The sequence below is a fragment of the Phenylobacterium sp. genome, assembly GCF_013822795.1.
GTDB lineage: Bacteria > Pseudomonadota > Alphaproteobacteria > Caulobacterales > Caulobacteraceae > Phenylobacterium.
In genome coordinates, this window is record NZ_PNLB01000012.1 from 1 (window position 1) to 25,387 (window position 25,387).

Consider the following 25,387-nt stretch of genomic DNA (forward strand, 5'->3'; position numbering starts at 1 on the left):
CGAAAGGGTGTGGGAAGGCAAGGGTTTGAGTCTCGCTGCGGCGACTCGGCGCCGGCCGGGATATAGTTGCTCGACCGGTTCGCAACGAGGCTCCGATGGCGTCCACGCCCGCACCGCCCGCCGCCGCCCCGCGCCGCCGCCGCCGCGTGCTCGGCGCCTTCGTCGCCCGCCCACGACTGCTGGCCGGCGTCGGAGCCGGCCTGCTGGTCTGGGGCGCCTGCCTGCTGATTCCCAACAACCTCAGTCTGGTCACCGCCGCGATCCTGGCCTGGGACGCCACCTGCCTGACCTTCATCACGCTGGCGATCTCGATGATGTGGGGCGCCGATCCGGCCCGCATGCGCGCCGTCGCCGCGACCCAGGACCAGGGCCAGGGCGTGATCCTGGCGCTCGCCGTGGCCGCCGCCGCGACCAGCATCTGGGTCATCGCCAAGGAGCTGTCCGCCGCCCAGGTCGACACCGGCCTCATCAAGGCGCTGCGGATCGGGCTGGTCTTCGCCACTGTCGCCGCTTCCTGGTTCATGGTGCAGATGGTCTTCGCCCTGCACTACGCGCACGAGTACTACGCCCCCGACGACGACACGCCGCGCGACGCCGGCGGCCTGCAGTTCCCTGGCGGCGAGCTGCCCGACTACTGGGACTTCCTGCACTTCTCGGTGGTCATCGGCGTCGCCTGCCAGACCGCGGACGTCTCCTTCACGTCCAAGGCCCTGCGCCGCATCGGCACCGTCCACGGCGTCGTCGCCTTCGTGTTCAACACCGTGGTGCTGGCCCTGACGATCAACCTGCTGGCGGGGCTGTTCTAGCTCAGGGCGCGGGCGCGCCGTCCTCGGCGATCTGCCCGGCGGCGGCCGGATCGGTCAGGATCACCCCGACCGAGGCGGCGATGATCAGGCCGATCGCCAGCCACTGCGAGGCCGCCAGCTGCTCGCTGAGAATCAGCAGGCCGGCCAGCGCGCCGGCCGCCGGCTCCAGGCTGAGCATCACCCCGAAGCTGCGCTTGGGGATGCCGCGCAGCGCGACCATCTCCAGCGAGTAGGGGATCGCGCTCGAGACGATCGCCACCACCAGCCCCAGGCCGAGCAGGGCAGGGTCGAACAGCGCCGCGCCGGCCTCGACCAGGCCGATCGGCACGATGATCAGCGCCGCGGTGCTCATGCCCAGCGCCACCGACTGTCCGGCCGGCAGGTGGCCGGTGCGCTTGCCGAGCACGATGTACAGCGCCCAGAACACCGCGGCGGCCGCGGCGTAGCCGACCCCGACCGGGTCCAGCGCGTGGGCCGCATCGCGTAGCGGCAGGAGCAGCAGCAGGCCCAGCGCCGCCAGCCCGATCCAGAGGAAGTGGATCGGCCGCCGCGAGTGGATCAACGCCAGGCTCAGCGGCCCGATGAACTCGATAGCGATGGCCAGCCCCAGCGGGATGGTGCGGATCGCCATGTAGAAGCAGAGGTTCATCAGCCCCAGCACCGTCCCGTAGAGGACGAGCCGGCCCACATCGTCGCGCGTCAGCGGCTGGCGCCAGGGCCGCCAGATCAGGCACAGCAGCAGCGCCGAGAATCCGACCCGATACGCGCTCGCCCCCTGCGCTCCGACCAGCGGGAACAGCTGCTTGGCGAACGAGGTGCCCACGCACAGCGAGATGATCGCGCCGATCAGCGCCGCATAGGGGATCAAGGCGCGCGACGCGCCGGCGTGGCCGGGGGACTGGGACATGGCGCGCAACCTAGCGGAAGGCGCCCCTCTTCGTCACGGCCGCGGCGTCCGCTTCAGGATCTGCAGCGCCATGACCACCGCCGGCACGATCAGGATCGCCGTCACCACGAAGGCCGCGCCGGGGTCGACGCGCGAGAACAGCTGGCCGGCCACGATCGGGCCGCCGATCCGCGCCAGCGCCATGTTCGACATGTTGAGGCCCAGGGTCTCGCCCTGCCGCTCGGGCGGCGTGGCCTGCGAGATCAGCGCCGTCAGACACGGAAAGCAGATCGACTGCCCGAAGCAGACGAACGCGAACCCGACCATGGCCACCGGCCAGTTGGGCGAGAAGAACTGGAAGATCATCCCGATCCACATGGCGCCGAGGCCGGCGGTGAGGACCAGCGCCTCGCCATGGCGGCGGACCAGCGTCCCGGTCACCACCGCCTGGCAGAACGCCCCCAGCACGCCGATGCCCATGAACGCGAAGCCGATCTCGCGCGGGCCCCAGTTGAAGCGGTGCTCGGTCCACAGGCCGTAGGTCGCCTCGATCCCGGCGAACCCCGAGATCACCACGAAGCTGATCAGCATCACCCGCAGGATGATCGGGTGCGCCAGCGAGACGCGCAGCACCGCCATGCGGTTGGGCTGCGGGCCCTTGCGCGGCTCAGGCTTGCTCTCGCGCACGAAGGCGAACACCGCCAGCGCCGACAGCAGGCCAAAGCCCGCGGCCGCGAACAGCGGGATCTGGAAGCCGAGGGTTCCCAGTTCCGGATGCGCCAGCAGGCCGCCCAGGGCGGGACCGACCATGAAGCCCAGCGAGAAGGCCGAGCCCATCAGTCCCATCTTGGCCGCGCGCTCCTCAGGTCGGGTGATGTCGGCCAGCGCGCCTTGCAGCGTCGAGATGTTGCCCGACAGGAAGCCGCCTACGAACCGCGCCAGGAAGGCCAGCCAGATGTTGGGGGCGAAGGCCAGCGCCACATAGGCCAGCGCCCCGGTGGCGATGGTGACCATCAGCACCGGCCGGCGACCGAGGCGGTCGGACATCCGGCCCCAGAACGGCTCGCCCAGGAACTGCCCGAACGAGTACGCCGAGAACAGGAGGGTGATCTGCCAGGCCGGGGCGTTCAGCGCCTTGCCGAAGAACGGCAGCAGCGGGATCACCAATCCAAAGCCGGCGATGTTCAGGAAGATCACCGACAGCAGGACGATCAGCGCCCGCCGGTCGCCCGCGGGCGCTGGCGGGGCCTGGGTCACGACTGTTCCGCCGGTTGGGGCTCCGCCGCCTCGGCTTGCTGCGCCGCCAGATGGGCCTTGGCCCGCCGGCCGGCCGACAGGGCCAGGAAGATCGCCGGCGCCACCACCAGCGCGCCGATGATGAAGGGCCCGTTCAGGACGTGCTCGAAGACGAAGCCGGCGGTGATCGGCCCGACCACGCGCGCGGCCGCGCCGCAGGCGTTGTTCAGCCCCAGGATCTGGCCCTGCTTATGCGGGTCGGCGGTGCGCGAGATAAGCGCTCCGACGTTCGGGAACGCCACCGATTGTCCCACGGCGGTGAAGCACATCAGGGCGATGGTCATCGGGCCGCCCGTGGAGATGGTCTGCAGCGAGGCGCCGATGACGGTCATGCCCATGCCGACCGCCAGCATCGGCCCCTCTCCGAACCGCTCGGACATCTGGCCGGTGACCAGCGTTTGGGTCAGGAACGCGGCGACGCCGACGAAGGCGAAGCAGACGCCGATGTCTCGCGGCTCCCAGCCGAACCGGGCGTTGGCCCACGGGCCGAACATCGACTCGATGCCGGTGAAGGCGAAGCCGACCAGGAAGGTCAGCAGCATCAGCCGGCCGATCACCGGATGGCTGACCGCCTCGCCGATCGCCGACCAGCGGCTGGGGCGATCGGTGATGCTGGTGTCGCGGATGCGGCTCTCGCGAATGAACAGCATGATCGCGATGACGCAGAGCAGCGCCAGGCCCGAGGCGATGAACAGCGGAATGCGGAAGCCGACGGGCCCGGCCCCGGTATGCACGAAGAGGCCGCCGACCGACGGGCCGACGATCAGGCCGACGTTCCAGGCTGCGCTCTGGTACGACATCTGCCGCGCGCGCTTTTCGGGCGGGGTGACGTCGGCCAGGTAGCCTTGCACGACCGCGCCGTTGCCGGCCGCCAGGCCGCCGACCAGGCGGATTGCGAACGCCGCCCAGATGTTGGGGGCGAAGGCCAGGGCCAGGTAGCAGAGGCAGTTGCCGGTGATCGTCGAGATCAGCAGCGGCTTGCGGCCGTACTTGTCTGACAGCCGGCCCCAGAACGGCTCGCCGAAGAAGGCGCCGACTGAATAGGCCGCGAAGATCATGCCGATCTGCCAGCCCGGCGCGTCGAACGACTTGGCGTAGAACGGCAGCAACGGAACGATGATCCCGAAGCCGAGCATATTGATGAAAATGACGGCGATCAGGGACGGCGCCGCCCAGCGGGACGGGGCCTTCCCGCGCGGCGCGGTGTCGGACATGTGAGCGCTGTTAAGACGACCTGCGTTACGCCGCAAGCCCGAGTTCGGGGCTTGGTTGTTCGGTCGCGGGGGTGCGGCTTCGAGGCCTCAGTATGGCGGCCCCCGCCCTCCATTCCTCAGCGCGCACGAACGCCTCAAGCCCAGCTGCCGCTACGGCATGATCGCACCCCGTGGGGCGCTGAAGTCGAGCGGTTCGTGCCGCTGGTCCGGCCTCGGCTCGGCGTTCGGGGCTGACCGATGGACGGTCGGGGCTTGTGGGAAGCGCCGGCATTTCTTATTGCTGGTCTTGCATCAAGAGTTGGGCGTCGCCCAACGCCAACCTGCTTTCCCGAGCAAGGTGGCGCTCCCCCGGGGAGGATGCGGCCGAGGCGGCAACCAAACGGGTGATCCCAGCTCCGTCCCGGCCGAATTGAAGTTTTTGAGGGCCGAGCCTTGCCGATCAAGATTCCCGACGCCTTGCCTGCACGCGCCACCCTGGAAGCCGAGGGCGTCATCGTCATGGCCGAGACGCAGGCGGCGCGACAGGACATCCGGCCGCTGCGCATCGGCCTGCTCAACCTGATGCCGGACAAGCCGAAGACCGAGATCCAGTTTGCGCGCCTGCTGGGCGCCACCCCGCTGCAGGTCGAGCTCTCGCTGGTCCAGCTGGCCAGCTACACGCCGCGCAACACGCCGCCGGAACACCTGGCCGCCTTCTATCGGACCTGGGACGAGGTCAAGCACGAGCGTTTCGACGGCTTCGTCGTAACCGGCGCCCCGGTCGAGACGCTGCCGTTCGAACAGGTCGACTACTGGGACGAGCTGCGGCGGATCTTCGATTGGTCGGAGAGCCACGTGCACAGCGGCCTCAACATCTGCTGGGCCGCCCAGGCCGCGCTGCGCCACTTCCACGGCGTCGGCAAGCACGTGCTGCCGGCCAAGCGCTCTGGCGTCTTCACTCACCGCCTGGTCGCGCCGGCCTCGCCCTACCTGCGGGGCATGTCCGACGAGGTCGACGTGCCGGTTTCGCGATGGACCGAGGTGCGGCGCGAGGAACTGCCGCAACACGTCGGGCTCAAGGTGCTGCTGGAATCCGACGAAGCCGGTCTCTGCCTTGTCGAGGATCCGGCCCGGCGCGGGCTGCACATGTTCAATCACCTGGAATATGACGCCGCCACGCTCGCCGACGAATTCGTCCGCGACCGGGCCAAGGACCCGGCCACCCCGCAGCCGCTGCACTATTTCCCTGGCGGCGACCCGGACCGCGCGCCAGGCAATCGCTGGCGCAGCCACGCCCACCTGCTGTTCGCCAACTGGATCAACGAGATCTACCGCACGACGCCCTACAACCTCGCCGACATCGGCGCCGAGGCGTACGTCTGACCGCTCACGCCAAGGCGCGCCTCACGGCGTGGGCTTCAGCGCGGCGAACGGGCCTTCGGCATGCACCGGCTCGCCGTCGACCAGGGTCAGCAGGCTGCGGGTAGCGGGCAGGGCGTCCAGCGAGACGCTGAGGATGTCCTGCGACAGCACCGCCAGGTCCGCCGCCATGCCGACCGCCAGCGCGCCCTTGGCCTCCTCTTCGCCCTCGGCATAGGCGCCGCCGGCGCTGTAGGCGACCAGCGCCTGCTCGCGCGACAGGGCCTCGCCCGGGGCGGTCGGGGCGATGGCGGCCAGCATCATGTTCAGGAACGGATTGGCCGCCGGTCCGCCGGCGTCCGAGCCCAGGGCCAGCGGCAGACCCGAGTCCACCAGCGAGCGCAGCGGCATGTTCGTCGGCGCACGCTCGCCCAGCCGCGCAACGAGCATCGGGGTTCCGCTGGCGTCGGGCATCGGGTCCAGGTGCAGCGGGTTTTGCACCATCACCAGGCCCAGCCGCCGGGCCTGCTCGAACCTGCCGGCGGGCAGGCCGTCGCCGTGCTCGATGCGAACCCGCCGCGCCGCCCAGGTCGCCGGCGGGGCCAGCGCCTCCATGGCGTCCATCAGCCGGACCAGCTCGGCGTCGCCGACCACGTGCAGCGCCGCCTGTTGGTCCGGATGCGCCAGCACCCCGGCCAGCAGTTCGCGCAGTTGGGCGTCGGTATAGTTCGAGCGTCCCGACCAGTCCGGACGGTCGGCATAGGGCGCGGACAGCCGCGCGTCGCGATCGATCGGCGTGGAATCGAGCACCCATTTGACGCCGGTCACCCGCACTCCGCCCGGCGCGGCCGGGGCGCTGGCGAACTGGTCCCAGGCGTCGCCGATCCGTCGCTCGGGCATGGCCCAGGCATAGAGCCGCCACTTGGTCGTCGGCCGGGCGATCGTCAGCGCCGCCAGCGCTCGGGGCAGGGCCTGGTTGTTCAGCATGACGTGGGTGGTGGTGACCCCCCAGCCGGCATAGAGCGCATCGGCCGCGCGGTATTTCTCCGCCAGGGCGCCCGGGGGGACTCCGGCGTCCCTGGCGCGCATCAGTCCCCACTCGGCGTTCTCGCGCAGGCGGCCGTCGGGCGCGCCGTCCGCCCGCCGTCCCAGCCATCCGCCGATCGGGTCGGCCGCAGTGTCGGCGACGCCGAGCGCCTTGAGGGCGGCGGAGTTCACCAGCGTGCCGTGGCCCCACCAGGCGCGCAGGGCGACCGGGTTGTTCGGTGCGACAGCGTCCAGCGCCGCGCGCCAGTCTCGGGTGTCGTTGGCCGTCAGCGGGCCGATGGTCACGTCGACCCAACCTGGACCCTGGGCGGCTCCGGCGGCCGCCGCCGCCAACGCCTCGTCCGGGGTCGGCCCGGGCCAGGGCAGGTTGGGCGTCGGCGCCTGCCGCGCGGAGGTGGCGGCCGGGATGTGGGCGTGAGCTTCGATCAGGCCCGGGGTGACCAGGCGACCGCCCAGGTCGACCGCGACCCTGCCGCCGGCCATGGCGCGGATCGTCGCGTCGTCTCCGACCGCGGCGATTTTCCCGTCGCGGATCGCCAGCGCCTGGGCGGGGGCTATTCCTGCGCCGGTGAACACCTTGCCGTTGACGAGGTAGAGGTCGCCGGCCTCGGCCGCGACAGGCGACAGCAGCACCGCCAGTACGCTCAGGCACGTGCGCATGACCGAATCCTCCTGGCGGCGCTTGCGATCGTGAGGCTCGGGCCGCCCCGAGCGCGCGTCAAGCTGTTGAGATCAAACGCAAACGACCGCCGCTCCAGGCCTTCGTTGGTTCGCCGCGGGGCCTCGCCTTGGCTAGGCCAGCCGGCCGATGGCGTAGAAGCGGTCCCGGCGCTGGCGGCGGAGGTCCTCGGCGCTGAGGCCGTCCAGCCCTCGAAGTTCGGCCTCGACGGCGTCGCCCACGGACCTGATCGTCGTTTCGGGGTCGGCGTGGCCGCCGCCCGATGGTTCGGCCACGATCCGATCGACGACGTTCAGCTTCAGCAGGTCCTGCGCGGTGATCTTCATGGCGCTGGCCGCCTCGCCGGGCGTGCGCGCGCCGCGCCACAGAATGGAGTTGGCGCCTTCCGGACTGATGACCGAGTACACCGAGTGCTCAAGCATCAGGACCTTGTTCGCGGCCGCCAGCGCCAGCGCGCCGCCGGAACCTCCTTCGCCCGTGATCACCGCGACGTTGGCGACCCCCAGCGAAAGTCCGCGTTCGATGCTGCGGGCGATGGCCTCAGCGACGCCCCGCTCTTCTGAGGCCGCGCCGGGATAGGCGCCGGCGGTGTCGGCGAAGCTGATCACCGGCAGGTTGAACCGTTCGGCCAGGTCCATCAGCCGTACCGCCTTGCGGTATCCCTCCGGGCGCGCCGCGCCGAAGTTGTGCTTCAGCCGCGTCGCGGTGTCGTGCCCCTTCTCGATGCCGACCGCCACGATCGGCCGTCCGCGGAAACGGCCCAGCCCGCCAATGACAGTCTGGTCGTCGCCGAAGCTGCGGTCGCCGCGAAGCTCGACGAACTCGTCGATGAGACCGGCCAGATAGTCGACGCAGTGCGGCCGCCCCGGATGCCGCGCCACCTGGGTCTTCTGCCAGGCGTTCAGGGACTTGAAGGTGTTCCGGCGCAGTTCGTCGGCCCGGGCCCGCATCGCCTCCAACTCGGCCTCCAGGCTCGCCGTGCCCAGCGTCTCGGCCAGCCTGGCGAGATCAGCGATCTTGGCCTCCAGCTCTGTGATCGGTCGTTCGAACTCTAGATGATTCAATTGCCGCCCCGCGATTTGCCGAGGCGAAGGCTAGGGGTGACGTGCGGCCTCTGTTACTCGACTTTCAGTGCTGGCGAAGGCCCCGGGAGGCGTCGATGAGCGTCGTTGAAAACACTCGCAAAATCCCGCGCCAGCGGCGGGCGCGCCTCTCCGTCGACATCGTCCTAGAGGCGGCGGCTCAAGTCTTGGAGGCGACCGGCGAGGCGGGTTTCAACACCAACGCCGTCGCGGAGCGGGCCGGCGTCAGCATCGGCACGCTCTATCGCTACTTCCCCGACAAGCGCTCGATCCTGCAGGCGCTCGCGCTCCGCGAAACCGAGGCGCACCGCCAGGCCGTGATGGATGTGCTGGAGGGCGGCAGCCCTGGCGTGGCGCGCGATCGCGCGATCATTCGCGCCTTCGTCCAGGCCTTCGCCGGGCGCAGCCGGGCGCGGCGGATCGCCGTGTCGGCCATGCTGGCCCACGCCGATCACAGCGAACTGGCGGCGAAGTTCGCGGCGGTGGAAGTCGGCATGACCGATGCCGAGGGCCGCCCGCTGAGTCCGGTCCAGGCCTTCGTGCTGGGCCGGGCGGTGCAGGGCGCGATGCGGGCCGCCGTGCTCGAAGGGGTCGACTTCCTGCAGAGCCAGGAATTCGAGGACGAGCTCGTGCGGCTGGGCCGCGCCTATCTGGGCTATACGGTCGCCAAGCGGGAGGAGAGCGCCTAGCCCCCGATCCGGCCACACGCAAACGGCCGCCCCGAAGGGCGGCCGTTCGTCGATCTGTCGGTGGTGATCGACCCTAGCGCGGGGCCAGGATCATGATCATCTGACGGCCTTCCATGCGCGGCTCGTACTCGACCTTGGCGACTTCGTCGAAGTCGGCCTTGACCTTCTGCAGCAGCTTCATGCCCAGCTCCGGGTGAGCCAGTTCGCGACCGCGGAAGCGCAGGGTGACCTTCACCTTGTCGCCTTCGTCGAAGAACCGGTGCATCGCCTTGGTCTTCACTTCGTAGTCGTGAATGTCGATGTTCGGACGGAGTTTGATCTCCTTGATCTCGACGACCTTCTGGCGCTTGCGAGCCTCGTTCTTCTTCTTCTGTTCCTGGAACTTGAACTTGCCGTAGTCCAGGATCTTGCAGACCGGCGGATCCGCATTGGGCACGATTTCGACCAGGTCGAGGCCAGCTTCCTCAGCGGCCTCCATGGCGCTCGACGTCGGCATCACGCCCTGCTTCTCGCCGTGCTGGTCGATAAGCAGAACCTTGGGGACGCGGATCTCATCATTGATGCGCGGTCCGTCTTTGACGGGCGGCGCCTGCATGGGGCGGCGAATAGGCTTTCGCTCCTAGAGCTGTTGAAACACGTGCGGCCGGCAGCGCGGGGGCTCCGGTCGGAGAGCCATATATGACGAAGGGGATGCCCCCAATCAAGCGGTGCTACTGCTGAGGCAGCAAAGCGTTCGCCGCCTGTAGGACCTCGGCCACAGAAAGATCGCTCAGGCTGCCCGACCGCAGCACCGTCACATGGCCGCGGGGAGCGGCCAGTTGCGGGTCCGAGGCGCTGGAGAACAGCACCACGGTCGGCGCGCCGGTCGCCGCCGCCAGATGCAGCGGGCCGGTGTCGTTGCCGACCACCAGCGCGGCCTTGGCGCCCAGCATGGCGACCTTGGCGAAATCGGTCCGGCCGGTCAGGTCGCGGACGTGACCGACCTCGCGCTGGATCTGGCGGGCCAGGGCGCTTTCCTGCGGGCCGCCGATGATCACGATGTCGTAGCCGCGCTCGGCCAGGATCTTGCCTAGCTGGCCGTAGCGCTCGGCCGACCAGCGCTTGTCCAGCCGGTGGGCCGAACCGCCCGGCACGAACAGCGCATAGGGCTTGGGCTTGACCCCGCCCGGCACCGGCCGCGTCTGGCTCGGCTTGGGCAGCACCCACGACAGGTCCGGTCCCGGGGCGCTGCCGGGTTCGGTCGGGGCGTCGGGCCAGATGCCGGCGTACTTCAGCTGGTCGGCGTGGCGCTCCAGCGTGTGCATGCGGTTGCGGTTGGGGTTCTTGTGCGGCAGCGAGCAGCCGGCGGCGATGCCCGACCACTCCGGCGGGAACGGCGTCAGCAGATGAAAGATCCGCGCCGATTGCGCCGAGGTCTGCAGGTCATAGACGCGGTCGTACTTGGCCGCCTTCAGCCGCTTGCGCAGGGCCAGCCATTCGCCCAGGCCCTCGGGCCGCCCGTCGGTCTCGACCGCGTTGAAGTACGGGCAGGCCTTGGCCAGGCTCTCGAACGGCGGCGTGGTCAGCAGGGTGATGTGCGCCCGCTTGTGGACCTGGCGGATCTTCTTCATCGCCGCCAGCGCCAGGACGAAGTCGCCCAGGGCCGAGAGCTTGATGACCAGGATTTTCTTGATCTCGCGCGACATCAGCCGTGGAATCCCGAACTGCGGGCCGCCAGTACGCGGGCGTAGGCGTCCAGCGTCGCCTCGCACATCGCGTCGACCGAATAGAGCCGGCGCGCGCGGTTCGCCGCCGCTTGGCCCATGGCCGCCAGCCGCGGGCCGCCCATCTCGATCGCCTTGCCCATCGCCGCGGCCCAGGCGTCGGGGTCGTCGACCTTGACCAGCCAGCCGGTCTCGCCCGACAGCACCGTCTCGGTGGTGCCGCCGTGGTCGGAGGCCAGCACCGGCTTGCCCATCACCTGCGGCTCGACCGCCGTGCGGCCGAACGATTCCGGCTTGGTGGTCGGCAGCATGGCGATGTCGCAGATCTGGTAGGCGGCCGGCATGTCGTCGCAATGGCCGACCAGCCGCACGTGTTCCGACAGGCCCGCCGCGACGATCGCCGCCTCGACTTCCTCGCGATAGCCGGTGCGGCCCTGATCGTCGCCGGCGAACAGGATCAGGAAGTTCTCGACGCCGCCCGCGCGCATGCGCTTGGCCGCCTCGATGATCAGCAGGTGGCCCTTGATCCGGGTCAGCCGGCCGGCCAGCAGCAGCTTCACGCGGCGGTCGCGGCTGTCGACGCCCCAGGCCTCGCGCAGCGTCTGCACGCGCTCGGGCGTCACCCAGCTGGGGTTGAAGCGCTCCAGGTCGATCCCGCGCGGGATCGAGACGATCTTGTCCGGGTCGAGCTTGTGCTCGGCCAGCACGTGGTCGCGGGTGTAGTCGGAATTGGCGATCACCAGGTCGCCGCGGGTCATCACCGCGTTGTACCAGCGCTTGACGCTGTTCTTGGCCCCGTAGACGCCGTGATAGGTCGCCACGAACGGCGTGCGCGTCGCCTGCGCCGCCCACAGCGCCGAGAACGCCGGCGCGCGGCTGCGGGCGTGCACGATCGACACCTTCTCCTTGCGGATCAGGTCGACCAGCCGCGCGGCGTTGCCCAGCATCACCAGCGGGTTCTTGGTCTGCACCGGCATCTGGGCCAGCCGTCCGCCGTCGGCTTCCAGCCGTGCGGCCATGCGCCCGCCACGGGTCGCGACCAGGGCCTTGCCCCCGGCGCGCACGACCGCGTCGGCCACGTCGATGGTGGTCTGTTCGGCCCCGCCGGTTTCGAGTTCCGGCACGACCTGCAGGAGAGTGAAGTCTGGGGGAAGCGTCACGGGGTTCTGCATAGCGCAAGCCTCGGTTTGGTAAACCCTCTGCGCGCGCTTAACGATGTCACATCCGCGCGTTATGACCGACCCATGGCTGAGACGAGCGGATTTCTGGAACGGCCCGACGGGGCGAAACTGGCCTGGCGGGCGGTCGCCGGCGCGGGCCCGACGGTGGTCTGGCTGGGCGGCTTCCGCTCCGACATGGCCGGGACCAAGGCGCAGGTGCTGGCCGACTGGGCGCTGGCCCGCGGCCGCGCCTATGTCCGGTTCGACTATTTCGGCCACGGCGATTCGCAGGGCGACTTCGCCAAGGGCACGATCACCCGCTGGCGCGACGACGCGCTGGCGGTGCTGGAAGCCCTGGTTGACGGTCCGGCCGTGCTGGTCGGCTCGTCGATGGGCGGCTGGATCTCCTGCCTGGTGGCCGGCGCGGTCCCCGAGCGGGTGGCGGCCATGGTGCTGATCGCCCCGGCCCCGGACTTCACCGAAAAGCTGATGGCCCCGGAGATGACTCCCGCCGCCCGCGAGCAGATGGCCGCGACCGGCGTCTGGCTGCGGCCGTCCGAGTACGGCGAGCCCTATCCCATCGCCCGCGAGCTGCTGGAGGACGGGGCCCGCTGGTCGATCCTGCCCGGCCCGGTGAACATCGACGTCCCCGTCCGCATCCTGCAGGGCGGGGCCGACCCGGACGTGCCCTGGCGCCATGCGTTGGAGCTCGCGCAGGCGATCCGCGGCGACGACGTGGTGTTCAGCCTGATCAAGGACGGCGACCACCGGCTGTCGCGACCGCAGGACCTGGCGCGCCTCACCGCCGCCCTCGACGAACTGATCGCCTAGCGCATGGCGCCGATCCCCAGCTTCTGGGAGGCGGCCAGGGTCTGGGCGCGCATCGGCTGCTTGAGCTTCGGCGGGCCGGCCGGCCAGATCGCCCTGATGCACAAGGTGCTGGTCGAGGAGCGCGGCTGGATCAGCGAGCGGCGGTTCCTGCACGCGCTCAACTACTGCATGCTGCTGCCGGGCCCCGAGGCCCAGCAGCTCGCCACCTATGTCGGCTGGCTGATGCACCGCACGGCCGGCGGGCTGCTGGCCGGGCTGCTGTTCGTGATCCCCGGCGCCCTGGTCATGCTCGGCCTCAGCATCGCCTACGCGCTGCTCGGCGCCTCGCCGCTGGCCGCGGCGCTGTTCCTGGGCGTGAAGTCGGCGGTGCTGGCGATCGTGATTGAGGCGGTGCTGCGGGTCGGCCGCCGGGCGCTGAAGACCCGCGCCGCCGTGCTGGTCGCCGTGGCCGCCTTCCTGGCGCTTTACGTCCTGCGCGTCCCGTTCCCGCTGGTCATCCTCGCCGCCGGACTGCTGGGTTGGTTCGCGCCGGCGCTGTTGGCGCCGCCAGCCCAGGGCCAGGACGCCCCTGAGACGCCCGACCTCGTCGACGCGGTGATCGCCGCGGGGCAGGGCGGGCACCTGACGCCCTCGCGCGGCCGCGCCTTGCGGGTGCTGGCGGTCTGGCTGCCGGTCTGGCTGGCCCCCGTCGTCGCGCTCTACCTGCTGACCGGCGAGGCCAGCGTCTGGACGCGGCTGGCCGGGTTCTTCTCGACAATGGGCGTGGTCACCTTCGGCGGCGCCTACGCCGTGCTGGCCTATGTCGCCCAGGCCGCCGTCGACGGCTTCGGCTGGCTCCAGCCCGGCGAGATGGCCGACGGCCTGGGCCTGGCCGAGACCACGCCCGGCCCGCTGATCCTGGTGCTGCAGTTCGTCGGCTTCCTGGCCGCCTACCGCCAGGCCGGCGGCCTCGATCCGCTGGCGGCCGGAACCCTCGGCGCCCTGCTGACCACCTGGGTCACCTTCGCGCCCTGCTTCCTTTGGATCTTCCTCGGCGCGCCCTATGTCGAGGCGCTGCGCGGTCACCGCGCCGCCGCCGCTGCGCTCGCCGCGATCACCGCCGCGGTGGTCGGCGTCATCGCCAACCTCGCCCTCTGGTTCGGCCTGCACCTGCTGTTTGGCCAGGTGACCAGCGGCCTTGGCCCCGACCTGCCGGTCCTGGCCAGCTTCGACTGGCGACCGGCCCTGCTCGCCGGGGCCGCCGCCCTCGCCATGCTGCGCTTCAAGGTCGGCCTGACCCCGACCCTGATCGCCTGCGCGCTCGGCGGGTTGGTTCTGGGATCGCTGTCGTAATTCTCCCCTGCTGGGGGAGGTGGATCGATGCGAAGCATCGAGACGGAGGGGGACTGCTGACTCCCCAGGCCCCTTCAGTCAGCCTTTCGGCTGACAGCTCCCCCAGAGGGGGAGCAACTAAGACGGACCCATCCCCGCCAAAATCGCCGCCAGGCCCTGGCGATAGGTCGGATAGGCCGGCCGCCAGCCCAGCTCGGCCTTGGCCCGCGCGTTCGAGACCCGCCGGTTCTCGCGATAGAACCGCTGCGCCTTGACCGGCAGGGCGTCGATGTCGAGCGCCAGCAGCGGCGGTTCGGGCAGGCCGAGCAGCGCCGCCGCATGGGCGATCACCGTGCTGTTGGCCGCCGGTTCGTCGTCGCAGAGATTGTAGATCCCGCCGGCCCGCGGCCGCGCGATCGAGGCCGCCAATCCCGCCGCCACGTCGTCGACATGCACCCGGCCGACCACATGCCCCGGCGCGTCGTAGCGCTTGGCCCGTCCGTCGCGCAGGCGCTCGAACGCCGAGCGCCCGGGGCCATAGACCCCCGGCAGCCGGTGGATGGTGATGGTCAGGCCCATGCCGCGCCCGACCTCCAGCCAGTCGCGCTCGGCCGCCACCCGCCGCGCGCCTTCCGGCGACTGCGCCGCCAGCCGGCCGCCTTCGAACGCCCAGCCGCCGCGCCGGTCGCCATAGACGCCGGTGGTCGAGAGATAGCCGATCCAGTCGGGAAAGGCGCCGGCCTTGGCCAGGGCCGGGACCAGCATCTGCAGCGCCGGACATCCCTCAGGTCCCGGAGGCGGCGTGACCAGCAGCGCCTGCACGTTCGCCAGGCGCTCGGCGATGGCGTCCTTGTCAGTGGCGGGAACCGCGTCGATCCCCTCAGCGCGCATCGGCTCGGCGTCGGCCACGTCGCGATAGGTGGCGCTGACCTCCCAGCCCTGCCCCTTCATCCGCCGGGCCAGCGCCCGGCCGACGAAGCCGTAGCCATAGATGAACAGGCGCACCGCGCGCGCCTACAGCAGCTCCCCGATCGCCTTGCGCGCGGCGTCGGCGAAGTCGGGGCGCTGCAGCGCAAAGGCGACATTGGCCCGCAGCAGGCCGATCTTGTCGCCGCAGTCAAAGGTGGTTCCGTCGTACTCCAGGGCGTGGAAGTCCTGGCCCTTCATCAGCTCGAGCATCGAGTCGGTCAGCTGGATCTCGCCGCCCGCGCCCTTGCCCTGGCGTTCCAGCAACGGGAAGATTTCAGGCTGCAGGATGTAGCGCCCGGAGATGATCAGGTTCGACGGCGCGGTCCCCTGCTTGGGTTTCTCGACCATGTCGGTCATCCGGTTCAGCCGGCCCTCGCGCCCGTTCAGGGCGACGATGCCGTACTTGTGGGTCTCGCTGTCGGGAACCGGTTCGACCACTACGATGTTGCCGCCGACCTGTTCATAGGCGGCGACCGCCTGGGCCAGGGCCGGGGTCTGGGCGGCCATCAGCATGTCGGGCAGGATCACCGCGAACGGCTCGTCGCCGATGATGTCGCGGGCGCACCAGACCGCGTGGCCCAGGCCCAGCGGCGCCATCTGGCGGATGAAGCTCATCGATCCTGGCGGCAGGATGTCCCGGCGCACCTCGGCCAGGACGTCGGTCTTGCCCTTGGCCTCCAGCGCCCCCTCGATCTCCGGGTTGCCGTCGAAATAGTCCTCGATCGCGCCCTGGCCGCGGCTGGTGATGAACACGAAGTGCTCGATCCCGGCGGCGCGCGCCTCCTCGACGACATAGGACAGGATCGGTCGGTCGAAGACGTTCAGCAGGTTCTTCGGCGTGGCCCGCGCCACGGGCAGCACCCGGGTTCCCAGTCCAGCCACCGGCAACACGGCCTTGCGCACACGTTTGGTCATCCAAGCTCTCCCGCATTCCCCCGTACGGGATGCTCGATAGGCGAGGCCGCAACATGCCAGCCGAAAGTGGACATCAGGTTTCGGCTAAGCTCTGGCCATCGCAGGATGGAAGAGCTTTTCAACCGATAGAGTTGCTTGAAAGCTAAGGTTTGTGAGTCGGCGTCTCAACCCAAGCTGAGCGGTGGGGCGCTATTTCAAAGGTGTTTCGTGATCGCGCGGCCGGAACTCACGAGGCCGTGAACGGTTCACGAGGCGCACTAGCAGTTCGAATGAAGGGCTTTCCATGAAACTTCGCACCTACACCGCGCTCGCTGCGGCTTCGGCGCTCGCCTTGACCCTGGCCGCTTGCGGCAAGAAGGCCGAGGAGGCGACTCCCGCCGCCGACACCGCCGTGAACGTCCCGGCCGACACCATGACCGCGGCCCCGCCGACCGACAGTATGGCTGCGACGCCGCCGGCGACCGGCTCGATGGCGACCACGCCCCCGGCCGACGCCATGACGGCGACCCCGCCGGCCACGGGCTCGATGGCCGCGACGCCGCCGCCGGCGACGGAAGTTCCGCCGGCCACGCCGCCGGCCAAGTAGGCCGCTACTCGACGGTCACCGACTTGGCCAGGTTGCGCGGCTGGTCGACATCCGCGCCCTTCTGGACGGCCACGTAATAGGCCAACAGCTGGATGGGCGCGGAGAAGACCAGCGGCGCGATCAGCGGGTCGCACTTGGGCGCGGTCACCACCACGCGCGCGCCCGCCGGGGCGCTGCGTTCGCCCTCCGGGTCGGTGATGAACACGACCTGTCCGCCTCGGGCCATGACCTCGCTCATGTTCGAGGCGGATTTCTCGAAATAGCTGTCGAAGGGCGCCAGGATCACGATCGGCGTCGCTTCGTCGACCAGCGCGATCGGTCCATGCTTCAGCTCGCCGGCGGCATAGCCCTCGGCGTGGATATAGCTGATTTCTTTCAGCTTCAGCGCGCCTTCCAGGGCCAGCGGGTACATCGGCCCGCGGCCCAGATAGAGCACGTCGCGGGCCTTCGAGACCTCGACCGCAATGGCCTTTACGGCGTCTTCCAGATTGATGGATTCGGCGATCAGCCGCGGCGCTTCCAGCAGCACCTTCACCAGCCGGTTCTCCTCGGCCTCGTCGATCTTGCCGCGCGCCCGGGCGGCGGCGACGGCCAGCGCGGTCAGCATGCTGACCTGGGCGGTGAAGGCCTTGGTCGAGGCGACCCCGATTTCCGGTCCGCAGTGGATCGGCCAGATCACGTCGGCCTCGCGGGCGATGGTCGACTCCACCGTGTTGACCAGGGCCGCGCTGGCCATGCCCTTGGCCTGGCAGTAGCGGAAGGCGGCCAGGGTGTCGGCGGTTTCGCCCGACTGCGAGATGGCGATGGCCAGCGATCCCGGCCGCAGGGCTGGCTCGCGATAGCGGAACTCCGAGGCGACCTCGACGTCGACCGGCAGGTCGGCCATCCGCTCGATCAGGTACTTGCCCAGCATGCCGGCGATATAGGCCGTGCCGCAGGCGACGATCTGGATGCGCTCCAGCTTGGAAAAATCGATATTCCCGGGGATCGCGGTGCGGGCGGTCAGGGTGTCCACATAGGCCGCGATGGTGCGTTGGACGCCTTCGGGCTGGTCGTGGATCTCCTTTTCCATGAAGTGGCGATAGTTGCCCTTCTCCATGACCGCCGCCGAGGCGGCGAGCGTCTTGATCGGCCGGTCGGCCGGCGCGCCGCTGGCGTCGAAGATCTTCGCGCCGGCGTGGTCGATGATCACGTAGTCGCCGTCGTCCAGATAGGCGACGCGGTTGGTGAACGGGCCCAGCGCCAAGCCGTCCGATCCGACGAACATCTCGCCGTCGCCATAGCCGACGGCCAGCGGCGGGCCGTTGCGGGCGCCCATGATCACGTCGCCATCGCCGGTCACCAGCACGGCCAGGGCGTAGGCGCCGCTCAGCCGGTCCAGGGTCGCCTTGAAGGCGGTGAGCGGCTCCAGGCCGCTGTTCAGGTACTCGTCGACCAGGTGAGCGACCACCTCGGTGTCGGTGTCGCTGGAGAACACGCGGCCCTTGGCCTGCAGTTCGGCTTTCAGCTCGGCGAAGTTCTCGATGATGCCGTTGTGCACCACGGCCACGCGGCCGGCGATGTGCGGGTGGGCGTTGCGCTCGGTCGGCGCGCCGTGGGTGGCCCAGCGGGTGTGGCCAATGCCGGCCTCGGCGATCAGCGGATCGCGTTCCAGCACCGCTTCCAGCTCGCGCAGCTTGCCGGGCGCGCGGCGGCGCTCCAGCACGCCGTTCACCTGCGCGGCGAGGCCGGCGCTGTCATAGCCGCGATACTCCAATCGCTTAAGGCTTTCGACCAGGCGCCCAGCCACCGGGGACTTGCCGACGATTCCGATGATGCCGCACATGCCGCCCTATTTCCTTTCGCCGCTCGAAAGCGTGATAATCCTGCGTCGCCTTTAGCATTCGCAAACGGCGCGTCGACTAAATCTGAGTTTCGCATCGTTTCGGGAATACGAATGTCCAAACGCGCCTATTTCGGCACCGACGGTATCCGCGGCCAGGCCAACAGCCATCCGATGACCGCCGAAGTGGCCCTGCGCGTCGGCCTCGCCGCCGCCAAGCTGTTCAAGTCCCAGGACGAGCGCCGGCATCTGGTGGTGATCGGCAAGGACACCCGGCTTTCCGGCTACATGGTCGAACCGGCCCTTGTCGCCGGCTTCGCCAGCGTCGGCATGGACGTGCGCCTGCTCGGCCCGATGCCGACCCCGGGCGTGGCGATGATGACCAGGTCCCTGCGCGCCGACCTCGGCGTGATGATCTCGGCCTCGCACAACCACTACACCGACAATGGCATCAAGCTGTTCGGCCCCGACGGCTACAAGCTCTCCGACGACCGCGAGCTGGAGATCGAGGCCCTGATGGGCCAGGACCTGCATGCCGGCCTGGCTCCGGCGACCGAGCTCGGCCGGGTCTCGCGCGTCGACGACAGCCAGGCCCGCTATGTCGAGATCGCCAAGGCGACCTTCCCGCGCCGCCTGTCGCTCGCCGGCCTGCGCATCGTCATCGATTGCGCCAACGGCGCGGCCTACAAGGTCGCCCCGGTGGTGCTCTACGAACTGGGCGCCGAGGTCATCAAGATCGGGGTCAGCCCCGACGGCACCAACATCAACGAGGACTGCGGCTCGACTCATCCCGAGGCGGTGGCCCGCGCGGTCAAGGAATTCCGCGCCGACATCGGCATCGCGCTCGACGGCGACGCCGACCGGTTGATCATCTGCGATGAAAAGGGCCACGTGGTCGATGGCGACCAGATCATGGCCCTGATCGCCGACTACTGGGCCAAGCGCGATCGCCTCAACGGCGGCGGCGTGGTCGCCACGGTGATGTCGAACCTCGGCCTCGAACGCTTCCTGGCCGCCCGCAACCTCACGCTCGAACGCACCAAGGTCGGCGACCGCTACGTCATGGCCCGCATGCGCGAGGGCGGCTTCAACCTCGGCGGCGAACAGTCGGGGCACATGATCATGTCCGACTTCTCGACCACGGGCGACGGCCTGCTGGCCGCGCTGCAGGTGCTGGCGGTGCTCAAGGACTCCGGCAAGCCGATGAGCGAACTGGCCCGCCAGTTTGAGCCGGTGCCGCAGATCCTCGAAAACGTCCGCTTCGCCGGCGGTAAGCCGCTGGAAAACGATCAAGTCAAAGGCGTCATCGCCGACGCCGAGGCGCGGCTCAACGGCACGGGCCGCCTCGTGGTCCGGGCCTCTGGCACCGAACCGCTGATCCGGGTCATGGCCGAGGGCGACGACGAGAAGCTGGTCAATGCGGTCGTCAAGGACATCGTCGGCGCGGTGAAGAAGGCGGCGGCTTGATGGGCGACCTGGCCGCCTTCATCCGCGGCCTGCCCAAGGCCGAGCTCCACCTGCATATCGAGGGCAGCCTCGAGCCCGAGCAGATGTTCGAACTCGCCCAGCGCAATGGCGTGAAGCTGCCCTTCGCCAACGTCGACGAGGTGCGCGCCGCCTACGCCTTCTCCAACCTGCAGGACTTCCTGGACATCTACTACCAGGGCGCCCAGGTGCTGCTGACCAAGGCCGACTTTCACGACCTGGCCATGGCCTATTTCCGCCGGGTCGCCGCCGACGGCGCGCGTCACGCCGAGATCTTCTTCGACCCGCAGACCCACACCGACCGCGGCGTTCCGTTCGGCGTGGTGATCGAGGGCCTGCTGGCGGGCATGGACGAGGCCGAGCAGACCCTTGGCGTCACCTCCAAGCTGATCCTCTGCTTCCTGCGCCATCTCAGTGAAGAGGCCGCCTTCGAGACCCTGGAGCACGCCAAGCCCCATCTCGACCGTATCGCCGGGGTCGGGCTCGACTCCTCCGAGGTCGGCCATCCGCCGGCCAAGTTCGCTCAGGTCTTCGCCGCCGCCCGCAAGCTCGGCCTCAAGGTCGTGGCTCATGCCGGCGAGGAGGGGCCCCCCGACTATGTCTACGAGGCGCTCGACCTGCTGGAGGTCGACCGCATCGACCACGGCAACCGCGCCCTGGAAGACGACGCCCTGACCGAGCGGCTGGCGCGCGAGGGCATGACCCTGACGGTCTGCCCGCTCTCCAATCTCAAGCTCTGCGTGGTCGGCGACCTGACCGCCCATCCGCTCAAGCGGATGCTGGACCTTGGCCTGCGCGCGACGATCAACTCCGACGACCCGGCCTATTTCGGCGGCTATCTCGGCCAGAACTGGCTCGAAACCGCAGAGGCCCTAGAACTGTCTCGCGAGGAACTGATCACGCTGGCGAAGAACAGCTTCACCGGCTCCTTCCTTGCCCCCGACGAAATCGCCCGCCACCTGGCCGAAATCGACGCCTACGTGGCCAAGGCCTGATCATCAGTGTCATCCCGGTTTCGGCGCAGCCGAAGACCGGGACCCATGAACACCCGATCGTCCAAGATGCGGCTCGGCCTGGCCAACTCGACTGGCGCGGCGCGAATGGATCCCGGACAGCCGCTTCGCAGCTTCCGGGATGACACCGTGGTTCAAGCCTCCAGCGCCAGCAGCGCGAAGGTCGCCAGCCAGTGCTCGCCCATATAGTCCCCGGCCACGTGCTCCAGCCCGGCGGCCAGGTGCTCATCGGCCGCCGCCAGCGCCACGCGCCGCGCCGGGTCGGTGAGGGCCAGCGACTTGGCGATCGAGCGCCAGCACCAGGCGCGGCTGAGGTTTAATCCGTCCAGGTGGGCGATCTTGCCGTCGCTGCGGTCGCTCACCGTGGCGGGGGTGAACAGGCTCGCCGGCCGCCGCTCGGCCGCTTCCGGCAGGAACCTGGAGAACCAGGCCCGGAAATCTGCCGATGGCAGCACGCGGCGCAGGCATTCGGCTTCCATCAATGTCGGCGACAGAAAGTCGTCGCCGCTCGGCTCCCAGGCGTTCGCGCCGGCGTCGCCCAGGTACCAGCCGCGGGCCGTGGTCTCGACCAGCCGGACCAGCTCATGGTCGCCGACCTCGTTCGCGTATTCGTGCGCCAGGGTGAGCGCAAACGCTGTGCTGTAATGGGTTCCGGTGCGGATCGGGTAGGTCGCCTTGGGCAGGAAGGCCTTGAACCGATCGGCGAACGCCTGGGCCAGCGGGCGCAGGTTGGCGGCCCACGGCTGGCCCTCGATGCGCTCCAATTCGGCGCTCAACATCAGCAGCCAGGCCCAGCCATAGGGCCGTTCGAACCCGGCGCTGGTCGGCCGCTGCAGGTAGGCGAGCTCGCCGGCGACCTTGTCGGGGGTCAGCATCTCGTTGAACAGATTGGCGATTTCGAGACCGGCAGGTTCTATCGGCAGGCGCCGGTAGAGCCTGGCCAGCAGCCAGTAGCCGTGTACGCACGAGTGCCAGTCGAAGCTGCCGTGGAAGATCGGATGCAGCTCGCGCGGCGGCTTTACGTCCTCGTCGCCGGCCAGCACCTGGTCGAGCTTGAACGGGTAGGGGCGGCGCACATGGCCCAGCGCCAGCCGCGCGAACTTGAGGCCAAGGTCTTGATTCAGCTCAGAAACGGAAGACGAGGGCATACATCAGCGCCGTGTTGGCCAGCAGGAGAATGAGGGCGGTCGGGAGTTGGGCGCGGATCACGCCGTTGCGGTCCTTCAGCTCCAGCAGCGCCGCCGGGACGATGTTGAAGTTGGCGGCCATCGGCGTCATCAGCGTCCCGCAGAAGCCAGAGAGCATCCCGATCGCGCCCATGATCGCCGGATCGCCGCCAAACCTTTGAACGATAAGCGGAAGTCCGATGCCCGCCGTCATCACCGGGAACGCCGCAAAGGCGTTGCCCATGACCATCGTGAAGATCGCCATCCCGAAAGTATAGGCCGCCACCGCCGCCAGCCGGCTTCCGTCCGGCAGCCATTGGCCGGCCAACTGGCCGATCACCGCCCCGACGCCGGCGGCGGCGAACACCGCGCCCAGCGCCGCCAGCATCTGCGGCAACACCGCGGCCCAGCCGACCGTGTCGAGCAGCCGGCGGCCTTCCTGTAAAGGCGTTGCGGGCCGGGCGCGCAGCATCGGCATGGCGATCGCCAGGGCGACGAACACGCCAAGGATCAACGAGACCAAGGTCGCCTGCTTGGGATCGACCAGCCCCGCCAGCTCCGGGCGCTTGAAAAGGAAGGTCCCGGCCAGCGCCGTGGCCGGGATCGCCAGGGCGGGCAGGAACAGGCGGTTTCCCAGCCGCGCGGCGCTCTCGGCCCGCTCGGCCGGGCTGCTGGTCGCCGGCTCCCCGCGGCCCAGGCCGCCGAAGCCGGCCACGGCGACCATGGCGATGACGATCAAGCCGTTGGCGAAGTCCGGGATGTGCGATCCGAACAGGAAGCTCGCCGCGAACAGGCCCCAGAAGGCGGTGTTCTTCCAGCGCTTGGGATTGCTGGCGTCGCGGGCGCTGAGCACGGCGATCGCGGCGAAGAACGCGCCGCCGATGACGTAGAGGACCTCCAGCCCGATCATGGCCGCGCCTCGGCCAGGGTGCGCGCCAGCCGGCGGTCCAGCAGCATCAGCCGCGTCCCGTGGACCAACAGCGCCACGATCGCCGTGGGAATGGCGCAGACCGAGAGTTGCAAGGGCTCGACGATGATTCCGTTCTGCTCGAGGAAGCCCTTGATCAGCAGGATGGAGGCGATGGCGATGAAGATGTCCTCGCCGAAGAACAGCGCGACGTTGTCGGCCGCCGCGGCGTGGGCGCGAATGGTTTGGCGCATGCCGTCGGGCAGGGGGCCGTGGTGGGTCTCGGCCGCGGCCTCGGCCATCGGGGCGATCAGCGGGCGCACCATCTGCGCATGGCCGCCCAGCGAGGTCAGCCCCAGCGCCGCCGTCGCTTGGCGCAGGATGAAATACAGCAGCAGCAGGCGCCCGACCGTGGCCGCCTTCACCTGACCGATCAGGCTCTTGGCGCGTTCCTGCAGGCCGGCTCGCTCCAGCAGGCCGATGACCGGCAGCACGACCCAGACCACTGAGACGTAACGGTTTTCCTTGAACGCCTTGCCGAAGGTCTCGATCACCTCGACCGGCCCCATGCCGCCGGCGAGCCCGGTCACCAACGCCGCGACCGTCACGACGAGCAGCGGATTGAGTCGGGCCATGAACCCGATCACGACGACGGCGATGCCGATCAGCGGAAGCAATGCCTGCGGGCTCCCCGGGGCGGCGCGAACAGCGCGGCGATCGCCAACTCTAGCGATCTCGGCGCGTCGCGTAATCGCAGGAACAGCCTAGGTCGGCTGAGTTATCCACAGTGAAGATCGGCGCGGCCGCGAGCTCTGTTCTTGCGCCTATTTGTCGCGTTGATCCGCGGGTCTTTGCAGATCGGTTAATTCGTGTCAGCCTCTTCCGGTCCCCACCGCTCGACCGGCGGGGAACAAAAGAAAAGTCTGGGAGCGAAACATGCCACGACCCGTCGCCTTTGGAGGCGCATCGCGGGGAGCTGCTCGGGGCCTGACCTCGATCGCCTGCCTCGCCTTTGTCGGAATGCTTGCCATCGCCTTCTGGGCCGGCGCCCTCTGGATCGGCAATACCCTGATCCACCTGCTGGCCGGCTGATACGAAAAAGGCGGCGCCCGTAAGAGCGCCGCCTTTCGCTTGCTGAGGGCGCAGATCCTCTAGGCGCGACCGATCGAGGCGTACTTGATGCCGCGTCCGCGCACGTCGTCCGGGCGATAGATGTTGCGCAGATCGATCAGCGCCGGGGTCTTCATGACCTCCTTCACGCGGTCGAGATCCAGCGCCCGGAACTGATCCCACTCGGTGATGATCACCAGCGCGTCGGCGCCGGCCGCCGCCTCATAGGAATCCGATTTGAACTCGACGCCGGGCAGCATGTGCTTGGCCTCGTGCGCGCCTTCCGGATCGTAGGCCTGAACCTTGGCGCCCAGGGCCTGCAGGGCCGGGATGATGTCGAGGCTCGGCGCGTCGCGCATGTCGTCGGTGTTCGGCTTGAAGGTCAGGCCCAGGACCCCGACGGTCTTGCCCGTCAGATCGCCGGCCATGGTCTCGGCGACCTTCGCCGCCATGGCCTTCTTGCGTGCGTCGTTGACCGCGACGGTGGTCTCGATCAGCCGGGTCGGCGCGCCGGCGGCGGCAGCCGTGCGCACGAGGGCCAGGGTGTCTTTCGGGAAGCAGGAGCCGCCGTAGCCGGGGCCGGCGTGGAGGAACTTGCTGCCGATCCGCTTGTCGAGGCCGATGCCGCGGGCGACCTGCTGGACGTCGGCGCCTACCGCCTCGCAGAGGTCGGCCATCTCGTTGATGAAGGTGATCTTCATGGCGAGGAAGGCGTTGGCCGCGTACTTGATCAACTCGCTGGTCCGCCGGCCGGTGAACAGGATCGGCGTCTCGTTGAGGAACAGCGGGCGGTAGAGTTCGGTCATCACCGGGCGGGCGCGCTCGTCCTCCATGCCCACGACCACGCGGTCGGGGCGCTTGAAGTCCTCGATGGCCGCGCCCTCGCGCAGGAACTCCGGGTTCGAGACCACGGCGAACTGGGCGTCGGGGCGCTTGGCCTTCACGATGCGCTCGATCTCGTCGCCGGTGCCGACCGGCACGGTCGACTTGGTGACGATGACGGTGAAGCCGTCCAGCAGGCCGGCGATCTCCTCGGCGGCGGCGTGGACGTAGGACATGTCGGCGTGGCCGTCGCCGTGGCGCGAGGGCGTGCCGACGGCGATGAACACCGCGTCGGCCTTCTTCACCGCCTCGGCGGCGTCGGTGTCGAAGAACAGGCGGCCGGCCTGTACGTTCTTGGCGACTAGGACGTCGAGGCCCGGCTCATAGATCGGGATGCCGCCGGCGCGCAGGCGCTCGATCTTGCTGGCGTCCTTGTCGATGCAGGTCACGGTGTGACCGAAGTCGGCGAAACAGGCCCCGCTCACCAGGCCCACATAGCCGGTGCCGATCATCGTGACGTGCATGGGTTATCCTTGAGATCCGTTCCCGC

At 69.4% G+C, this 25,387-nt stretch carries 24 protein-coding genes and 1 riboswitch; of the genes, 9 read left to right on the forward strand and 15 right to left on the reverse strand.

Features of this window, described 5'->3' with window-relative positions:
- The first annotated feature begins 95 nt into the window (after window positions 1-95).
- Window positions 96-806, forward strand: a complete 711-nt coding sequence (locus C0481_RS11790) for a DUF1345 domain-containing protein (RefSeq protein ID WP_293403899.1) — start codon at window positions 96-98, stop codon at window positions 804-806.
- Window position 807: 1 nt separating this feature from the next.
- On the opposite strand, the gene C0481_RS11795 is transcribed toward C0481_RS11790, so the two are convergent.
- Genes C0481_RS11795 through C0481_RS11805 form a run of 3 tightly spaced genes read right to left on the reverse strand, consistent with a single transcriptional unit; the run spans window position 808 to window position 4,202 of the window.
- On the reverse strand, window positions 808-1,713 hold the full coding sequence (locus tag C0481_RS11795; RefSeq protein WP_293403901.1) for a DMT family transporter: 906 nt from the start codon (window positions 1,711-1,713) through the stop codon (window positions 808-810).
- 33 nt (window positions 1,714-1,746) lie between these two features.
- Window positions 1,747-2,949, reverse strand: coding sequence for an MFS transporter (locus tag C0481_RS11800; protein WP_293403903.1), 1,203 nt, complete (start codon window positions 2,947-2,949; stop codon window positions 1,747-1,749).
- Complete coding sequence (locus C0481_RS11805; protein ID WP_293403905.1) at window positions 2,946-4,202, reverse strand: MFS transporter; 1,257 nt, start codon at window positions 4,200-4,202, stop codon at window positions 2,946-2,948. The genes C0481_RS11800 and C0481_RS11805 overlap by 4 nt, the downstream gene beginning before the upstream one ends.
- 283 nt (window positions 4,203-4,485) lie before the next feature.
- Window positions 4,486-4,591: riboswitch (SAM-I-IV-variant riboswitch) on the forward strand.
- A 43-nt stretch (window positions 4,592-4,634) separates the two neighbouring features.
- Here C0481_RS11805 and metA point away from each other — a divergent pair.
- Window positions 4,635-5,564, forward strand: a complete 930-nt coding sequence (gene metA, locus C0481_RS11810) for a homoserine O-succinyltransferase (protein WP_293403907.1) — start codon at window positions 4,635-4,637, stop codon at window positions 5,562-5,564.
- Between the two features lie 21 nt (window positions 5,565-5,585).
- Here the strand turns inward: metA and C0481_RS11815 are convergent, their stop codons facing one another.
- Window positions 5,586-7,247, reverse strand: a complete 1,662-nt coding sequence (locus C0481_RS11815) for an amidohydrolase family protein (RefSeq protein ID WP_293403909.1) — start codon at window positions 7,245-7,247, stop codon at window positions 5,586-5,588.
- Between the two features lie 132 nt (window positions 7,248-7,379).
- Window positions 7,380-8,330, reverse strand: coding sequence for an acetyl-CoA carboxylase carboxyltransferase subunit alpha (locus C0481_RS11820; protein ID WP_293403911.1), 951 nt, complete (start codon window positions 8,328-8,330; stop codon window positions 7,380-7,382).
- Between the two features lie 95 nt (window positions 8,331-8,425).
- Here C0481_RS11820 and C0481_RS11825 point away from each other — a divergent pair, with 95 nt between their 5' ends.
- Window positions 8,426-9,037, forward strand: a complete 612-nt coding sequence (locus C0481_RS11825) for a TetR/AcrR family transcriptional regulator (RefSeq protein WP_293403913.1) — start codon at window positions 8,426-8,428, stop codon at window positions 9,035-9,037.
- Between the two features lie 73 nt (window positions 9,038-9,110).
- Here the strand turns inward: C0481_RS11825 and infC are convergent, their stop codons facing one another.
- The 3 genes from infC to C0481_RS11840 form a co-directional block, all read right to left on the reverse strand.
- Window positions 9,111-9,632 (reverse strand): translation initiation factor IF-3, encoded by a 522-nt coding sequence (gene infC / locus C0481_RS11830; RefSeq protein WP_056016982.1) that lies wholly within the window; start codon window positions 9,630-9,632, stop codon window positions 9,111-9,113.
- Between the two features lie 115 nt (window positions 9,633-9,747).
- A complete protein-coding gene (locus tag C0481_RS11835) occupies window positions 9,748-10,722 on the reverse strand; it encodes a glycosyltransferase family 9 protein (RefSeq protein WP_293403919.1) in 975 nt (324 codons plus the stop codon).
- Window positions 10,722-11,900, reverse strand: coding sequence for a glycosyltransferase family 4 protein (locus C0481_RS11840; protein WP_293403921.1), 1,179 nt, complete (start codon window positions 11,898-11,900; stop codon window positions 10,722-10,724). Before C0481_RS11840 ends, C0481_RS11835 begins: the two co-directional genes overlap by 1 nt.
- Window positions 11,901-11,984: 84 nt before the next feature.
- Between C0481_RS11840 and C0481_RS11845 the strand changes: the two genes are divergently transcribed.
- Both C0481_RS11845 and chrA read left to right on the forward strand, forming a co-directional pair.
- Window positions 11,985-12,731 (forward strand): alpha/beta hydrolase, encoded by a 747-nt coding sequence (locus C0481_RS11845; RefSeq protein ID WP_293403923.1) that lies wholly within the window; start codon window positions 11,985-11,987, stop codon window positions 12,729-12,731.
- A gap of 3 nt (window positions 12,732-12,734) precedes the next feature.
- The gene (gene chrA / locus C0481_RS11850) at window positions 12,735-14,063 is read left to right on the forward strand and encodes a chromate transporter (protein ID WP_293403925.1); all 1,329 of its coding nucleotides are present in this window, start codon (window positions 12,735-12,737) and stop codon (window positions 14,061-14,063) included.
- A gap of 117 nt (window positions 14,064-14,180) precedes the next feature.
- Here chrA and C0481_RS11855 read toward each other — a convergent pair whose 3' ends face one another.
- A complete protein-coding gene (locus C0481_RS11855) occupies window positions 14,181-15,047 on the reverse strand; it encodes an NAD-dependent epimerase/dehydratase family protein (protein ID WP_293403927.1) in 867 nt (288 codons plus the stop codon).
- Between the two features lie 9 nt (window positions 15,048-15,056).
- The gene (locus C0481_RS11860; RefSeq protein WP_293403929.1) at window positions 15,057-15,926 is read right to left on the reverse strand and encodes a UTP--glucose-1-phosphate uridylyltransferase; all 870 of its coding nucleotides are present in this window, start codon (window positions 15,924-15,926) and stop codon (window positions 15,057-15,059) included.
- Between the two features lie 283 nt (window positions 15,927-16,209).
- Here C0481_RS11860 and C0481_RS11865 point away from each other — a divergent pair, with 283 nt between their 5' ends.
- Window positions 16,210-16,512 carry a hypothetical protein gene (locus C0481_RS11865; RefSeq protein WP_293403931.1) on the forward strand — a complete coding sequence of 101 codons (303 nt, stop codon included), beginning with the start codon at window positions 16,210-16,212 and terminating at the stop codon, window positions 16,510-16,512.
- Window positions 16,513-16,516: 4 nt separating this feature from the next.
- Here the strand turns inward: C0481_RS11865 and glmS are convergent, their stop codons facing one another.
- Window positions 16,517-18,337 carry a glutamine--fructose-6-phosphate transaminase (isomerizing) gene (gene glmS, locus C0481_RS11870; protein WP_293403933.1) on the reverse strand — a complete coding sequence of 607 codons (1,821 nt, stop codon included), beginning with the start codon at window positions 18,335-18,337 and terminating at the stop codon, window positions 16,517-16,519.
- Window positions 18,338-18,448: 111 nt separating this feature from the next.
- Between glmS and glmM the strand changes: the two genes are divergently transcribed.
- Window positions 18,449-19,801, forward strand: a complete 1,353-nt coding sequence (gene glmM, locus C0481_RS11875) for a phosphoglucosamine mutase (protein ID WP_293403935.1) — start codon at window positions 18,449-18,451, stop codon at window positions 19,799-19,801.
- Window positions 19,801-20,814, forward strand: a complete 1,014-nt coding sequence (locus tag C0481_RS11880; protein ID WP_293403937.1) for an adenosine deaminase — start codon at window positions 19,801-19,803, stop codon at window positions 20,812-20,814. The genes glmM and C0481_RS11880 overlap by 1 nt, the downstream gene beginning before the upstream one ends.
- Window positions 20,815-20,966: 152 nt before the next feature.
- On the opposite strand, the gene C0481_RS11885 is transcribed toward C0481_RS11880, so the two are convergent.
- The 3 genes from C0481_RS11885 to C0481_RS11895 are packed head-to-tail and all read right to left on the reverse strand — an operon-like array spanning window position 20,967 to window position 23,582.
- Window positions 20,967-21,980, reverse strand: a complete 1,014-nt coding sequence (locus tag C0481_RS11885; protein ID WP_293403939.1) for a DUF2891 domain-containing protein — start codon at window positions 21,978-21,980, stop codon at window positions 20,967-20,969.
- Window positions 21,958-22,908, reverse strand: coding sequence for a DUF979 domain-containing protein (locus C0481_RS11890; protein WP_293403941.1), 951 nt, complete (start codon window positions 22,906-22,908; stop codon window positions 21,958-21,960). The genes C0481_RS11885 and C0481_RS11890 overlap by 23 nt, the downstream gene beginning before the upstream one ends.
- Entirely contained in the window at window positions 22,905-23,582 is a 678-nt protein-coding gene (locus C0481_RS11895) for a DUF969 domain-containing protein (protein WP_293403943.1), read from the reverse strand. The genes C0481_RS11890 and C0481_RS11895 overlap by 4 nt, the downstream gene beginning before the upstream one ends.
- Window positions 23,583-23,841: 259 nt before the next feature.
- On the opposite strand from C0481_RS11895, the gene C0481_RS11900 reads away from it, so the two are divergent.
- Window positions 23,842-23,997 carry a hypothetical protein gene (locus C0481_RS11900; RefSeq protein ID WP_267233435.1) on the forward strand — a complete coding sequence of 52 codons (156 nt, stop codon included), beginning with the start codon at window positions 23,842-23,844 and terminating at the stop codon, window positions 23,995-23,997.
- Window positions 23,998-24,056: 59 nt separating this feature from the next.
- Here C0481_RS11900 and C0481_RS11905 read toward each other — a convergent pair whose 3' ends face one another.
- Complete coding sequence (locus C0481_RS11905; RefSeq protein ID WP_293403948.1) at window positions 24,057-25,361, reverse strand: UDP-glucose/GDP-mannose dehydrogenase family protein; 1,305 nt, start codon at window positions 25,359-25,361, stop codon at window positions 24,057-24,059.
- Between the last annotated feature and the right edge of the window lie 26 nt (window positions 25,362-25,387).

What these genes read in the sequence shown, in the direction of transcription:
- C0481_RS11880 (WP_293403937.1), top strand. Translation starts at nt 19,801, where the DNA reads ATGGGCGACCTGGCCGCCTTCATCCGCGGCCTGCCCAAGGCCGAGCTC.
- C0481_RS11900 (WP_267233435.1), top strand. Translation starts at nt 23,842, where the DNA reads ATGCCACGACCCGTCGCCTTTGGAGGCGCATCGCGGGGAGCTGCTCGG.
- C0481_RS11805 (WP_293403905.1), bottom strand. Translation starts at nt 4,202, where the DNA reads ATGTCCGACACCGCGCCGCGCGGGAAGGCCCCGTCCCGCTGGGCGGCG.
- C0481_RS11865 (WP_293403931.1), top strand. Translation starts at nt 16,210, where the DNA reads ATGAAACTTCGCACCTACACCGCGCTCGCTGCGGCTTCGGCGCTCGCC.
- glmS (WP_293403933.1), bottom strand. Translation starts at nt 18,337, where the DNA reads ATGTGCGGCATCATCGGAATCGTCGGCAAGTCCCCGGTGGCTGGGCGC.
- glmM (WP_293403935.1), top strand. Translation starts at nt 18,449, where the DNA reads ATGTCCAAACGCGCCTATTTCGGCACCGACGGTATCCGCGGCCAGGCC.
- C0481_RS11860 (WP_293403929.1), bottom strand. Translation starts at nt 15,926, where the DNA reads ATGACCAAACGTGTGCGCAAGGCCGTGTTGCCGGTGGCTGGACTGGGA.
- C0481_RS11885 (WP_293403939.1), bottom strand. Translation starts at nt 21,980, where the DNA reads ATGCCCTCGTCTTCCGTTTCTGAGCTGAATCAAGACCTTGGCCTCAAG.
- C0481_RS11890 (WP_293403941.1), bottom strand. Translation starts at nt 22,908, where the DNA reads ATGATCGGGCTGGAGGTCCTCTACGTCATCGGCGGCGCGTTCTTCGCC.
- chrA (WP_293403925.1), top strand. Translation starts at nt 12,735, where the DNA reads ATGGCGCCGATCCCCAGCTTCTGGGAGGCGGCCAGGGTCTGGGCGCGC.
- C0481_RS11815 (WP_293403909.1), bottom strand. Translation starts at nt 7,247, where the DNA reads ATGCGCACGTGCCTGAGCGTACTGGCGGTGCTGCTGTCGCCTGTCGCG.
- C0481_RS11905 (WP_293403948.1), bottom strand. Translation starts at nt 25,361, where the DNA reads ATGCACGTCACGATGATCGGCACCGGCTATGTGGGCCTGGTGAGCGGG.
- C0481_RS11790 (WP_293403899.1), top strand. Translation starts at nt 96, where the DNA reads ATGGCGTCCACGCCCGCACCGCCCGCCGCCGCCCCGCGCCGCCGCCGC.
- infC (WP_056016982.1), bottom strand. Translation starts at nt 9,632, where the DNA reads ATGCAGGCGCCGCCCGTCAAAGACGGACCGCGCATCAATGATGAGATC.
- C0481_RS11835 (WP_293403919.1), bottom strand. Translation starts at nt 10,722, where the DNA reads ATGTCGCGCGAGATCAAGAAAATCCTGGTCATCAAGCTCTCGGCCCTG.
- C0481_RS11825 (WP_293403913.1), top strand. Translation starts at nt 8,426, where the DNA reads ATGAGCGTCGTTGAAAACACTCGCAAAATCCCGCGCCAGCGGCGGGCG.
- C0481_RS11795 (WP_293403901.1), bottom strand. Translation starts at nt 1,713, where the DNA reads ATGTCCCAGTCCCCCGGCCACGCCGGCGCGTCGCGCGCCTTGATCCCC.
- C0481_RS11845 (WP_293403923.1), top strand. Translation starts at nt 11,985, where the DNA reads ATGGCTGAGACGAGCGGATTTCTGGAACGGCCCGACGGGGCGAAACTG.